Source organism: Bittarella sp. HCP28S3_D9, from assembly GCF_052065655.1.
Classification (GTDB): Bacteria; Bacillota; Clostridia; order Oscillospirales; family Ruminococcaceae; genus Bittarella; species Bittarella massiliensis.
Genome location: NZ_JBQHTP010000027.1, coordinates 23,232 through 36,395, shown reverse-complemented (window position 1 = coordinate 36,395; position 13,164 = coordinate 23,232). Strand labels below are relative to the sequence as shown.

The following is a 13,164-nucleotide window of genomic DNA, read 5'->3' as shown; positions in this document are numbered from 1 at the left end:
CGCGGGGGCCCGAGCGCCCCCCGGCTCTCTTCCTTTTATTTGACCGCTACTCCTCTTCCCCCTCGGGGAGGGGGTTGACGTGAACGGTGATCTTGTTGATGCGCTGTTCGTCCACCTGGGTGACGGTGACGTCGAGATTTTCAAAGGAAAACTGCTCCCCCTGCGCGGGGATGTGCTCCAACCGCTCCAGCACCCAACCGCTGACGCTGCCCGACTCAAAGTCGAAGCGGCTGCTGTCAAAGCCCAGTTTGTCCAGCATGTCGTAGACGTTCAGGTCGCCGTCCACCTCGTAGGTGTGCTCCCCCAGGGGGATGACGGCGTAGGTGATCTCCTCGTGCTCGTCCCAGATGTCGCCCACCAGCTCTTCCAGCAGGTCCTCGATGGTGACGATGCCCAGGGTGCCGCCGTACTGGTCGGTGACCACCGCCATGTGCAGCTTCTCCCGCTGCAGTTCGCCCAGCAGCACCGAAATCTTTTTGGTGGGGGGAACGTAGAGGGCCCGCTGCAGGATGTCGGCCACCTGAAAGCGCTGGCCCTTGACCAGGCGCATGATGAACTCCTGCTGGTTGAGGATGCCCACGATATTGTCGATGTTCTTCTCGTAGACCGGCAGGCGGGAGTACCGCTCGGCAAAGAAAAGGTCGCGGATGGACTCGATGCTGTCGCCCAGCTCCACCCCCACCACGTCCACCCGGGGGGTGAGCACCTCGTTGACGCAGATCTCGTCAAATTCCAGGGCGCTCTGCACCAAATCGCTCTCCTGCTCCTCCAAAACCCCCTCGTCCTGGATCTCGTCGATGATGACCTTCAGCTCCTCCTCGGTCACCGAGGGCTGGTTGGCCGCCTCCCCCATGGGGCCGGCCAGCTTTTTGGACAGGGCCTTTTTCAGCTTGGCAAAGCACCAGACAAAGGGGGAAAAGACCTTCATCAGCGCCGAGAGGACGCCGGAGGCAAACATGGCGAAGCTCTCGGAGTACTCGTTGGCCACCGATTTGGGCATCACCTCGCCGAAGATGAGGACCACCACCGTCATCACCAGGGTGGAGACGCCGGCGCCGCTGGGGCCCATCAGCCCGGTGAAGAGCAGGGTGCCGATGGAGGCCGCGGCGATGTTGACGATGTTGTTGCCGATGAGGATGGTGGAGATGGCGCTGTCAAACCGGTCGGCGATCTTCAGCGCCCGCGAGGCCTTTTTGTTCCCCTCTTTGGCGAGTTTTTTCAGGCGGATGCGGTTGACGGTGGAAAACGCGGTCTCCGAGGCGGAGAAGTAGGCCGACAGCGCCACCAGCGCTGCCAGCGAGACGATGTAGAGCCATATACTGCCCTCTTCCAAAATTGCACGCTCCTTTTCGCTTGCTGTCTGTGTGTCGGTTTTGAGTTAGAGGTATCATATCAAAAATGAAGCCGGATGGCAAGGGCGCAGAGCGCACCCAAATGGGGGGCGGCGGCAATTCTTCATAAAAATGCGGTGGTTTTTTGCCGCCCCATCCTTTATACTAAAAGAGACTTCCTTCCCCGGGCCCGCTGCCCGGGGAAATTCACGAGAAAGGCGGCCGACACATGAACAAAAAGCGGGCCTATCACATCCTCTACCGGGCGCTGCCCAACATGTTGGTGGTGCTCTCCGGCGTGCTGCTCTTCGCCTTCTTTGCCAACTTCAAGGAGATCGCCTCCCTCTTTCGGGCGCTGGTCTCCCTGCTCTCCCCCTTTATTGCGGCCTTCGGCATCGCCTACATCGCCTCCTCCCCCCTCAACTTGATCGAGCGCCGCTGGCTGCAGAAGATCGAAAAGAAAAACGTCCGCCGGGCGGTGGCGGTGGCCATCGTCTACCTGCTGGGGCTGGCCCTGGTGACCCTCTTCATCTCCTTCATCATCCCCCAGATCGTGGAGAGCGTGCGCACCCTCATCAACCAGAGCGGCGACGGCATCGCCGCCATCGAGACCTTTGTCCGCGACACCCTGGTGCACTACGACATCGACCCCTCCAAAATCACCGACCTCTTTCAGTCCTGGGAGGGGCTCTGGTCCCAGGCGCTGGACTTCTTGAAGTCCACCCTCCCCCAGCTGTTGAGCGTCTCCATCTCCATCGGCAGCTTTGTCATCAACACCCTGGTGGCGGTGGTGGCCTCGGTCTACCTGCTCTTTTCAAAGGAGAAGTTCTGCTCCCAGACCAAGCGGGTGGTCTACTCCCTCTTCTCCCGCAAGCGCGCCGACCAGCTGGTCTACGTCGCCGCCTTGAGCCACCGCACCTTCGGCGGCTTCCTCATCGGCAAGATCAACGACTCCCTCATCATCGGCCTCATCTGCTTTATTGGGACCACCCTCCTCAAGATCCCCTTTGCCCCCCTGGTGAGCGTCATCGTCGGGGTCACCAACATCATCCCCTTCTTCGGGCCCTTTATCGGGGCAGTGCCCTCGGCCTTCATCATCCTCATCGCCGACCCCATCAAGTGCATCTGGTTCGTGATTTTCGTCATCGCCCTGCAGCAGTTTGACGGCAACTTCCTGGGTCCGAAGATCCTCGGCCAGTCCACCGGCCTCTCGGCCTTTTGGGTGATGGTGGCCATCGTCATCGGCGGCGGCCTGATGGGCCCCCTGGGGATGATCGTCGGGGTGCCCGCCTTCTCGGTCATCTACACCCTCTTCAAGGTCTTTATCCGCGGGCGGCTGCAGGAGAAGGGGATGCCCCTGGACCCCAACGACTACAAGGTGCCCGGCCCCATCGCCCCCCTCCCCCCGCAGGAGGACGAGGGCCCCGCCTAAAAACCCGCTAAAAAAGAGCGCCCGGCCCGTCGGCCGCGGCGCTCTTTTTTGATGGGAGAAGGGGGTCAATCCAAGTCGAACCGGGTCAGGTTGAGGCCGGTCTCCGGGTCGGCAAAGCGGCCGATGACCCCGGGCAGCTTGCGGACAAACAGCTCGCTGGTGGCGCTGATGACCGCCCGGTTCAGGTGGCCGCCCACCGCCTGCCCGCCCGCCTTGGCCAGGGTGATGTGGAGGTGGAGATAGGGCGCATCCGCCCCCTCCTGGCGGGAGATGTTGCCGATGAGGGCGGTGATCTCCATGTCCCCCTTCAACTCGGTGGGGTAGTACTTCTTCTCGGCAATGCTGTACAGGCCGACGGTGGCGTCATCGGCAGCCCCCAGCCCCTGGACGGTGCCGGCCCGGATCCCCTCTTTTTCGCAGAGTTCGGCGATGGACGCCACCACCTCTTCGCCCCGCTCCAGGCGGACGGCATAGGTGTCTCCATACAGTTTGTAAATCACAGAAATTCCTCCTTTTTCAGCGCAGGGCGCGCATCTCTTCTCACAGTTCGAGCACCGACCCCGAGGCCAGGGCCCGGCTCTGGGGGCAGCCCGCGGCAAACCGGGCCAGCCCCTCCTCCCCGGTGCAGTGGCAGACCCCCACAAAGGGGATGCCGCTGGCGGCGAACCACTCGACCGTCTGCCGGGCCCGCTCCTCGTCGCAGGCCACCAGGTGGGTGCCCCCCACAAAGACCCTGACCGGCTTGCCCAACCGGCGGCGGGCGCTCTCGCAAATGTTCACCGGACCGCAGTGGCTGCAGCCAGAGAGGACCACCAGCCCCTCCCCGTCGTCTATGGCCAGGGCCATCTCCTCCCGGAAGTCGTCGGTGCGGTACTCCCCGCCGAGCATCATCAGGGCGGTGGGGTCGGGCTGCTCAAAGGGGCAGACCCGCTCGAACCCCGAGAGCAGGTAGATGGGCGCGTCTTCAAAGAGGGGGTGGATCTCCCGGCTGACCATGGCGCAGGGGACCTTTTTCTCGTTGATCCACTCCTGCCCGAAGGCATTGCCTACATAGTAGTAGGACACCTCCTGGTCCCAGTACTTGGGGGTGAAGAAGTAGCGGTGGATGTAGAGGGGCGCCTCGGGCGCCGGACAGTCTTCCCGCCAGGCCAAAAACCCCCGGGAGTGGTCAAAGTGGGCGTGGCTGAGCACCACCGCCTCGGTCTGGGAGAGGTCCACCCCCATGGCGCGGGCGTTTTGCAGAAAGGCGCCGCTGTCCCCGGTGTCAAAGAGGATGCGGTGCCCCCCTGCCTCCACAAAGGCAGAAAAGCCGTTTTCGCACTGCAGCTGGGGGGACAGGGTTCGGTTTTCGATCAGGACGGACAGTTTGACAGACACAGGCGTCTCCTCCTCTTGGGCGCGGGGCGGCCGTTCGGCCTCCCCCTCACCCCTCTTTGCGGGCCACCAGGGCATCCCGGCGGATGGCCTGGTCCACCCGGTGGCAGAAGCTGTCGTAGGGCGGCTCCCGCAGCACGGTGAACCCGGCGGCCTCCACCAACCCCTCCAGCTGCGGGCGGGGGAGGACAAAGGTGTTCCAGGACAGGGCCATCGCCCCGCCGGGCTTGAGCACCCGGCGCCAGCCGGGCAGGCAGGCCCGCAGCAGTTCGCTGGGGTTGCGGGTGGGATTTCCCCGCCCCTGCGGGCGGCCGCCGGCCTGGTTGCCGTGGGCCACCCCGTAGGGCAGGTCGCCCACCAACAGGTGGAAGTGATTTTTGGGGAAATAGCGGTCGGTATAGGCCGAGTCCCCGGCAATCAGGGTCACCGAGCGGCGGGCGGCGGGGTCGCCGTACTCCTCCTTGCTGCGCGCCAGCTCAAAGCGCTGGCGCTGGGCGGTAAAGGAGCGGTTCGGCCCGGAGAGGCGGTCCTTTTGCAGGGTGTGCTTGCAGCGGGCCTGTTCCAGGTACTTCTTCAGGTAGCCGCCACACTCCTGCACCGACTTGGGCGAGATCTCCACCCCGGCGGCGCTGTACCCCAGCCGCAGCGCCTCAAAGAGGGTGGTGCCCCGGCCCGCCACCGGGTCCAACAGGGTCAGTCCCCCCTGCCCGGCAAAGGCGCTGGAACTGGCGGCCAGGTTGATGAGAAAGCGGGTAAAGAGCTCGTTTGTCTTGCCGGGATACTTGAGGATGGTGCTGATCTCCTCCCCAAAATAGGGGGCGCCCGGCCGGTCGAGGGCCCGCAGGGACCCGTTCTCGCCGGCAAAGACGGCATAGCAAAAGGAGAGGTCAAAGAGCCGCTCCAACTCCCTCTCCCCGAGGGGGCGCTCGCTCTCCAACACCAGGGCGGGGGCGCCCCCCAGCTCCTCCGGCTCGGGGGGGCTACAGGGGCTTTCAAATGAGCGGACGGCGAGGGCCAGCTCCCCCAGGCAGAGGGCGGTGGACTCCTTCAAATAGACCCGGTTGTGGCCGGGGTTTCGCAGCAGGTGGTAGCGCATGGCGGTCTCCTTTTTTGGGGGCCGGGACGGCCCACTTGTTTCGCCTTTCAGTATAGCACGTTTTCCCCGCCCTGTCATGGCCGACAAGCGGGCGCAAAAAGAGCCCCCGAGGGGCGGAAAACCGCAGCCTCGGGGGCTCTGGCCGCTGCCAAAGGCGAGCTGGCCGGCGACTTACAGGGTGTTGTAGATCTCGACGAGTTTGTTCCAGGTATTCCGGCCGACTGCGCCGTCGACAGTGAGGCCGAACTCCTGCTGGAAGATGCGCACCGAGTAATCGGTGGTGGCGCCGAAGACCCCGTCCACCTGCTCGCGCTGGACGTTGGGGAACTTCTCGGCGATGTTGCTCAAATAGAGCTGGATGTCCCGCACCGGGCTGCCGGAACTGCCCTGGCGGTAGACGCTGCCGGGCCAGGGTTTGGCCACCGGGTGGACCGACTCCACGCAGAGTTTGCGGCAGAGGGCGAACCAGGTGGTGGAACCCACCTTGCCGTCGGCGGCCAGGCCGACGGCCCGCTGGAAGGCGGCCACCGAGCGCACGGTGGCGGAGCCGAAGACCCCGTCCACCGTCACCGCGGGGATGGTGGGAAGACTGGTTTTGATGGCATTGAGGTAGTACTGGATATTGCTGACCACACTGCCGGAGGAGCCCATGCCGATCACATAGCCGGGATAGGGTTTGCAGACACAACTAGACATAGTCAATTCACCTCTGTTATATATTGAGAGCGCCCGCCGGCCCGAGGGCCGGGCAGGGTGCTGCTACACGGTGGCGTAAACCTGGCACATGCGCGTCCAGGTCGCCTGGCCCACCGCCCCGTCGACGGTGAGGCCAAAGAGCTGCTGGAAGGTGCGCACCGACGCCTCGGTGGCCGCGCCGAAGATGCCGTCCACCGTCACGCGGCCCACCTGCGGGTAGTTGAGGGCGATGACGTTGAGCATAAACTGAATGTTGCGCACCGCATTGCCGGTGCTGCCCCTGCGGTAGACCCCGCCGGGATAGGGCGGGCAGGGAGGTTTGGCCGGCAGGTTGCAAAACTGGTTGCAGACCTCCGCCCAGGTGGCGGGGCCGACGATGCCGTCCACATCCAGGCCAAAGAGCTGCTGAAAGACCCGCACGGCCTGGGTGGTGGCGGGGCCGAAGATGCCGTCCACCGCCAGCTGGGGGATCAGGGTGTTGACCACCCCGATGGCGTTGAGATAGAACTGCAGGTCGCTGACGCTGGTGCCGGTGGAGCCCTGCCGCAGCGGGGTGCCGGGGTAGGGCTTGCAGCCGCAGCCGCCGTCGGGCACGTCGGGCTCCACCTGCTTGTAGATGTCGATCATCTGCTGCCAGGTGGCGTGGCCCACGATGCCGTCGGGGATGAGGCCGAAGTAGCTCTGGAAGGACTTCACCGCGTTTTTGGTGATGGGGCCGAAGATGCCGTCGATATTCACGTCGGGAATTTCGGCAAAGAACTGGGAGGCCACCCGCAGCATATACTGAATGGCCTGCACGCCGACGCCGGTATCCCCCTCTTTGAGGACCGAGGAGGGCGGGGTGTCGGGCACATCCACATCTTCGCCCTCGCTGCCCAGTTCGGCCAGCTTTTTCACCGCCACGTAGATATAGGATATCTGGTACCAGGTCCCCTTGCCCACGATCCCGTCCTGGGTGAGCTTAAAGCTCCTCTGGAAGGCCTTGACCGCCGCCTCAGTGGAGGGGCCGAAGACCCCGTCCACCGGGTTGATCAGGGGGATGGAGGGGTAGTTGCGGCGGATGCGGTTGAGCTGGTTTTGGATGATGGCCACGTTGGTGCCGGTGGAGCCCACCCGCAGCGGGGTGCCGGGATAGGACTGGGGGATGTCACGGATGTTGTTGGACTCGTAAAGGGCCACCCCGCTGCCGTAGTAGTAGCGCAAAATCTGGATGGGGCTGTACCCCTGGTTGGCCAGGTTCACGGTGCCCCACTGCTTGAGGCCGGGGCAGTTGGTGACCTGCCGGCCGTCGCAGTACTCGGCGTAAAAGGGCTCCTCGCGGTTGTTTTTGCGGATGTAGACGTTGAAGATCTCATCCACGATTCTGCTGATGTTGTCGAAGATATTGCGGTTTTTCACGAAGTACTGGTCGTACTGGGTGGAGTTGGTGATTTGAAAGTTGTAGCCCTTGCTGCGGTACCACTCGGTGTAGACCCGGTTGAGAGCCAGGGAGATCTGGCAGTAGATGTTGGCCCGCAGGGCGTTTTCCGGCCAGGTGGGGTAGATCTCGCTGGAGGCCACGTTTTTGATGTAGTACTTGAAGGGCACCGTCAGGTTTTCGGCCGAGGAGTTGTTGGGCCGGCCCAGGTGGACGGTGATGTTGGTGGGGATGACCGGCACCTGCAGGATGCGGTTTTCCACATTTTTCTCCGCCGGTGCGGTGGAGAAGCAGGGGCACTCGCAGGTCAGGTGGTGCTGGGGGACGGTGCTCACCTGCCGGGGGCCGGTGTAGTTGTCGGTGGCGTTGGGGATCATCTCGATCACCTGCACAGCCAGGGTGTCGGCGAAGATCTGGATGTCGCGCACTTCGGCGGGGACATAGCCCTCCTTGCGAAACTGCACGTCGTAGACCTCGTAGGGATAGCCCTCGTAGCCGGGGTCGAGGGAGAGGGCCTTGTCGGGCGCCTCCAGGTCGATGGCGGGGGTGTTTCCGTCCTCGTCGGTAATCAGTGTCTGGTCGTAGACCACCTGTCCCTCGGACACCTTGGTGATCACCACCTGGACGGCCTCCACCGGCAGCGCCTGCTGCGCCGTTGAGACGGAAAAGCTCAGTTGTCCAGTAGCCAAATGGGGTTCCTCCTTTTGCGGTGGAAGTTTGGGGAGCGGGCGCGCGGCCTGCGCCGGTTTCACACGCACACCAGCTTATTCCCCCGCCCCGCGAAAGGTGTCTGCCGTCCCCCCTCTCAAAAACGCCTTTGCGCTGGGGCGGAAAACACAGTATAATAGGGAGAAACAAGCGCGCGGCCAGACAGGGCGGCGGAGAAACGGAGAGGATACGGCCATGATTTTATTGGAACGCACTACGGTGATGAACTGGGAAAACGCCATGCGGGGCGCCCGCAACCCCATGAACAGCTGGGCGCGGGGCGACAGCTGCTACGGCGAGGACGGGAGCTACCAACTGGGGGAAAACGACCTCTCCCTGGCGCTGCGGCTCTGCCGCTCGGGCAGCGACCACCGCAAGTTCATCCGCCAAATTTTTGTCTCGGTGGACATCACCGCCCCCCTCTACTGGTGGAAGGAGTTCGACACCTACAAGGTGGGCACAGTGGCCAACTCCACCTCCACCATGCACAAGATCCACGCCAAGCCCTTCTCGCGGGAGGATTTCAGCTGCGACCGGATGGACGAGCGCGCCCTGTCCTGCCTGGACGGGGTCATCGCCCTGCTGGAGCAGCTGCGGCAGGACTATCTGGCGGACAAGGACAAGACCTGCTGGTATTCGATGATCCAGCTGCTGCCCGAGAGCTACAACCAGCTGCGCACCGTGACCCTCAACTACGAAAACCTGGTGGGGATGTACTTTGCCCGCCGGACCCACAAGCTGGACGAGTGGCACGTCCTCTGCGACTGGGTCAAGACCCTGCCCTACATGGCCGACATCCTGCGGGTGATCGAAGAGGGGTAAGACGCCGCCTGACGCGAAATCAGAAAAAGGACTGCTCATCAATGATGAGCAGTCCTTTCAATTTTTTATCGAGTAGCGCCGGTCCTGAAACCAGCCTGCCATCCACAGCAAAATAGCTGCCCCTAAAACCACCATTCCCTTTTGCGATAGAAGGGGAAACCCTATTTCTCCAGGAAATGTGCTCGGCAGCACCGAAATGACCGCAGAGAAGCAATGATAGAGTGCAGCGACAATCATTGCCGTCATGGACGAGTGAAGCGTATAGGAGAGAAAATAGACTGCTCCGCTCATAAACAGAAGCGACAGCAGCTGCCAGACCCATTCAACCAGTAGAACAAAGGCTGCTCCTCTTCCCGTAAAATGTCTACACACCCATAAAAACAGAGCCGTTTCTGCCGTAAGATAGAACAGTCCACACCACGCCACCAATCGCCATTGACGGGAGCGCCGCGCCGTATATGCGCGAAACAGCTCACAGCTGTCCCCCTGTACATAGTTTTGCAGGGCAAACGCAGGGCACCACACTGAAAAGAGCGGCAGAATCTGTCGAAGCAACTGAGCTGTTTGATGAAGGGTGGCCGCCTCTGTCCCCTGCATCATAAAAACGCCTTGTACCGCCAACGGTACGCCCAATCCGAGTGCCAAAATAGGCACCAGTAGACGATAATGCATAAAGAGAAGCTCAACAGACAGGCGACGCAGCTCCCTTCCCACTCCAATCACAGCCCTTGAATGGCAGCCGCATAGCCATCCTCCATTCTCGGCTCAGTGGGGATTGCTTCTGCAGGTGGGTTGCTGCTCACAATTATGCTGTGCAGCACATCCCCTTCCCGCCAGCTTTCCACCACCTCTTGAGGATTGGGCTCCCCCGTCACTTCAAAGGTCTTTCCGCGGGCCAGCTCCGCCAAATCCTTTGAGGGAAGGTTACAGATAACCGAGCCTTTGTTGATGATGACAATCCTGTCAGCTACCGCATTCACATCGCTGAGAATATGTGTTGAAAGAAGAATCGCCTTTCCTGGGGCAGACAGCTCTAAAATAGTTTTGAATCGCAACCGCTCCTCTGGGTCAAGTCCTGCCGTCGGCTCGTCGAAGATAAGTATTTCCGGGTCTCCGAGCAATGCCGCTGCAATCCCCAGTCTTCTCACCATCCCGCCGGACAGAGTACGCACCTTGCTTTCTACCCGGTCTTGCAGGTGAACCAGTGCAAGGCAGCGGTCAATTTCCCCGTTGAGACCCCGCATTGACATACCGCGCAGGCCCGCCAGATGCTCCAGCACCTCACAAAGCTTTAGCTCGCCATAGGCGCCAAACCTTTGCGGCAGGTACCCCATATGACAAGTTGGATCATTTCTGGAGGAAACCGGCTTGTCGTCCCAGTAAAATGTGCCCTCTGTCGGCGTGTACACCCCCATCATGCAGCGGAGGAAGGTGGTTTTCCCCGCGCCGTTGGGTCCCAAAAACCCATAAATGCCCTCGTTCAACTCCAAATCCACATTTCGCAGGGCCCACTTTCGACCAAATCGCTTGCCAACCCCTTTTGCACTGATCATTGCAGGATCCCCCTTATCACTGGATTTGTCCTGTACTCGCTGACGTAAAGATAGTCGCATCGCAACTCTATTTCCCGGGTTCTAGAACGGGCAATTAGCCGGCTGAAATCGTCCTCTGTTTTAAAAAAGGAGTAGTACACCCGCACCTGCAACTCGCCACCGGCAGCCTGCACCTCAATCAACCGGTATCGCGGGTGAAACACTTCTTCACCTACAACCAGCTCTATGTTATCGCTATTTAGTTCCCACGGAAAATCAGGGTCGTCAGGTGTGCGATAGCGAAATTTCTGAGGGAGATAGAGACTGCCTTCGCCCATCTTCACCTGCGTGTTCTCATAAAAGGGCGAGCCCTTCTGCGGGAACGCAAATGGCGCCAAAACTTCGGCCCTGCCGTCTTGCATCTTTCCCACAAAATCGAGTACACAGACAAACTGCAGGTGCTCGTTACCTGTTTTGGTATCTAGCATTGATAGATCAAACTGATCCACTCTGGTGCTGACGACCCGCACTGCCATTCCCTCGCCGTCTTCACCGAGAACCGCACCTTTGCTCAGCCCTCTTTCTGGGTCGAGGGAAACAGTAAACCCCAGATCTTCCCGAACAGTTGCGGTGGGATTCCCCGTTTTGAGCAGATGGAGAAAAGCGTCCTGTTTGCGCCCCAGGAAAAAGCGCAAATCGGTTCCCACAAACAGAAAAACCGCCAAAAGAACGACTGCCAAGCTGCCCAGCAGCGGTTTCCACTTATGGAGCTTGTAACGCCTCTTCATCTTCTTTCACCGCCTCGCCAAACCCGCACAGCTCCTCCAAAAATGTCTGGACATCCCTGCGGTCACCTTCATCCACCAAAAACCGGTACACCTGCTTTTGGGCCTCTTGGGGCCCCACCCTCTGCTGTGCTTTGGCGTATAAAAATGGGTAAACAACCTCTTTGGGCGCCATGCTGTACCGGACCAGTCGGGTGCGATAGCGAAAGACCGCTTTGTCCACACCTTCTATGTCGCCAAGTAAGTTCAGCAGAGGACGCTTTTCCTCTTGCATATTGTACTGTTTGCAGAGGTAGGCCACCGCCAATGCATCCATGTCGCAATGTCCGGTCACCACCAAACTGTCAGAAAACACTTCTGCTGAGTTACCCAATGTCGGGGTCATGGGCAGGATAAACGCCACAAACTGTTCCGGCAGCTCCCTCGCTTCCACTCCCATCTGTCCGGCACAGCGAGTCACCGCCTCTTCAAACAATTTCCAGTCAAACTTGCCGCCTTGTTGCAAACTGCTGAAAAAGTGACCGCGCCCGCCTTTTTCTTCCATGCAACCGAAGGGACTGCCCGCCAGTGTAAGGGCCTCTGCCTCCCCTATAAAAACGCCGTTCTCTTCTGCTAAATTGCTAAAAACAGGATATGGTGCACTCACCTGCAACTCAAAATGGGTTTTCTCATCAGGGTGAATTTTGGCCAGCTGCTGCGCTCCACTGTCATAGGTCGGCCAAAGTCCGGCCATCGGATAGTAGGAGAAGTAACCCGGCAAAAAGCAACCCTGCCCGTTGGCATAGTAGGTGGTATTACTTCCCTTGTAAAAAAGGGTGATTTCCTGTGCCCCCTCCGCCTGGACCCAAAGGTAATCTCCATCCCGCCGGAAGGAAAGGTCTTTCCCGCCACTTTGAACGCGCTCGACACAGTAGTTGTGGTTGAGCGTAAAGTCCAGTGTACTCCGCCTTTGATCGACGGTCATCGTGACCTGCATTTCCAATTGAAGCCCTATTTTGGCCCGCATTCGATAGCTGGAGACGGAGAAATCTGCCGCTCTATCCTCCTGCCGCACATTTTTCTCCGCATAGTATGTATAACTGCTACGGGTGTACTCCGTCTCCCGTACGATGGCGTCGTTGGCCTTATTCAAAGAGCCGATTTGATAAAAAGCTGCCGGAAACGCCCCTATGGCAAGGGCAAGCAAAATCGTACTCCCTACCAATTTCCACCCGGTCTTGGGCCGCAACGCCCATAAAATCGGAAGCAACAACAGTGAAATCCAAAATATGTTTTGGAAGAAACGAAAGCCCTCTCCAGGGTAACCGTACAGCGCGTCGGGATAGTAGTCATCGCCTACCGGGAACAACACCAATAGATCTTTTAAATGTCCCACCGGCAGAAATTCGGCAAAGCGAACAAACAGAAAGTTGGAGGCTGGCGAGACCAAAAAGGCAGTCAACAGAACCACTCCGTATCCCGCCAACTGCCCACAACAGAGCGAAAGCACCATACCCAGCAATATCGCGACAATACCCGGAAGAAAATAGTGCAGCAAAACCGCTTGGAACTCACTGTATAAAAATGCATTGGGCAGGTGAAAACGGCCCATCCAAACCAAATCGTAAATCAAGATGCTGACACATACCAATGCACAAAAGACGAGCAAAACAACGCCTTTCGACACCAGCAACCGCAGCAGGCCGTGCTTACTCGATCGAACGGCCTCTTCTAGGCCTGAATCCCGCAACCTGGCGCAAAAAAAGCAGGAGAGCACCAGTGTTCCCAAAAATGCAACCAACCCCAAGCTCTGGCTGCGCTGGGCAACCAAAACGGGTTCTACCCATACAGGCGGAGAGACGCAGTAACTCCCCATATAAAGATGAACGGCCAGCAGTAACAAGGATGCAAAGATGGGGAGATAAATCGTCCGCCTAAATAGGCGAATCTCATTTTTTATGGCTTTACCCATCCTGGTCACCCCCTATCATC

12 protein-coding genes are annotated in these 13,164 nt (G+C 60.0%); 2 read left to right on the top strand and 10 right to left on the bottom strand.

Annotated elements, in window-relative coordinates; all coding sequences use genetic code 11:
* Positions 1–46: 46 nt before the first annotated feature.
* The gene (locus tag ACTNAU_RS12110; RefSeq protein WP_185916691.1) at positions 47–1,333 is read right to left on the bottom strand and encodes an HlyC/CorC family transporter; all 1,287 of its coding nucleotides are present in this window, start codon (positions 1,331–1,333) and stop codon (positions 47–49) included.
* 227 nt (positions 1,334–1,560) lie between these two features.
* Between ACTNAU_RS12110 and ACTNAU_RS12105 the strand changes: the two genes are divergently transcribed.
* Positions 1,561–2,763, top strand: coding sequence for an AI-2E family transporter (locus tag ACTNAU_RS12105; protein WP_185916692.1), 1,203 nt, complete (start codon positions 1,561–1,563; stop codon positions 2,761–2,763).
* A gap of 65 nt (positions 2,764–2,828) precedes the next feature.
* Here the strand turns inward: ACTNAU_RS12105 and ACTNAU_RS12100 are convergent, their stop codons facing one another.
* The 5 genes from ACTNAU_RS12100 to ACTNAU_RS12080 all read right to left on the bottom strand — a co-directional run bounded on the left by ACTNAU_RS12100 (position 2,829) and on the right by ACTNAU_RS12080 (position 8,035).
* Entirely contained in the window at positions 2,829–3,263 is a 435-nt protein-coding gene (locus tag ACTNAU_RS12100; RefSeq protein ID WP_059002893.1) for a PPC domain-containing DNA-binding protein, read from the bottom strand.
* Between the two features lie 40 nt (positions 3,264–3,303).
* Positions 3,304–4,140: an MBL fold metallo-hydrolase gene (locus tag ACTNAU_RS12095; RefSeq protein WP_185916693.1), complete on the bottom strand. Its 837-nt coding sequence runs from the start codon at positions 4,138–4,140 to the stop codon at positions 3,304–3,306.
* A 46-nt stretch (positions 4,141–4,186) separates the two neighbouring features.
* Positions 4,187–5,233, bottom strand: coding sequence for a TRM11 family SAM-dependent methyltransferase (locus ACTNAU_RS12090; protein WP_185916694.1), 1,047 nt, complete (start codon positions 5,231–5,233; stop codon positions 4,187–4,189).
* Between the two features lie 171 nt (positions 5,234–5,404).
* Positions 5,405–5,929, bottom strand: coding sequence for a peptidoglycan-binding domain-containing protein (locus ACTNAU_RS12085; protein WP_441098565.1), 525 nt, complete (start codon positions 5,927–5,929; stop codon positions 5,405–5,407).
* 63 nt (positions 5,930–5,992) lie between these two features.
* Entirely contained in the window at positions 5,993–8,035 is a 2,043-nt protein-coding gene (locus ACTNAU_RS12080) for a peptidoglycan-binding domain-containing protein (RefSeq protein ID WP_243164537.1), read from the bottom strand.
* Between the two features lie 214 nt (positions 8,036–8,249).
* Between ACTNAU_RS12080 and ACTNAU_RS12075 the strand changes: the two genes are divergently transcribed.
* Complete coding sequence (locus ACTNAU_RS12075; RefSeq protein ID WP_185916696.1) at positions 8,250–8,876, top strand: hypothetical protein; 627 nt, start codon at positions 8,250–8,252, stop codon at positions 8,874–8,876.
* A 57-nt stretch (positions 8,877–8,933) separates the two neighbouring features.
* Here the strand turns inward: ACTNAU_RS12075 and ACTNAU_RS12070 are convergent, their stop codons facing one another.
* Genes ACTNAU_RS12070 through ACTNAU_RS12055 form a run of 4 tightly spaced genes read right to left on the bottom strand, consistent with a single transcriptional unit; the run spans position 8,934 to position 13,144 of the window.
* Complete coding sequence (locus ACTNAU_RS12070) at positions 8,934–9,590, bottom strand: hypothetical protein (RefSeq protein ID WP_441098564.1); 657 nt, start codon at positions 9,588–9,590, stop codon at positions 8,934–8,936.
* A 5-nt stretch (positions 9,591–9,595) separates the two neighbouring features.
* A complete protein-coding gene (locus ACTNAU_RS12065) occupies positions 9,596–10,429 on the bottom strand; it encodes an ABC transporter ATP-binding protein (RefSeq protein ID WP_441098563.1) in 834 nt (277 codons plus the stop codon).
* The gene (locus tag ACTNAU_RS12060) at positions 10,426–11,196 is read right to left on the bottom strand and encodes a hypothetical protein (protein ID WP_441098562.1); all 771 of its coding nucleotides are present in this window, start codon (positions 11,194–11,196) and stop codon (positions 10,426–10,428) included. The genes ACTNAU_RS12065 and ACTNAU_RS12060 overlap by 4 nt, the downstream gene beginning before the upstream one ends.
* A complete protein-coding gene (locus ACTNAU_RS12055; RefSeq protein ID WP_441098561.1) occupies positions 11,171–13,144 on the bottom strand; it encodes a hypothetical protein in 1,974 nt (657 codons plus the stop codon). The genes ACTNAU_RS12060 and ACTNAU_RS12055 overlap by 26 nt, the downstream gene beginning before the upstream one ends.
* Positions 13,145–13,164: the final 20 nt, after the last annotated feature.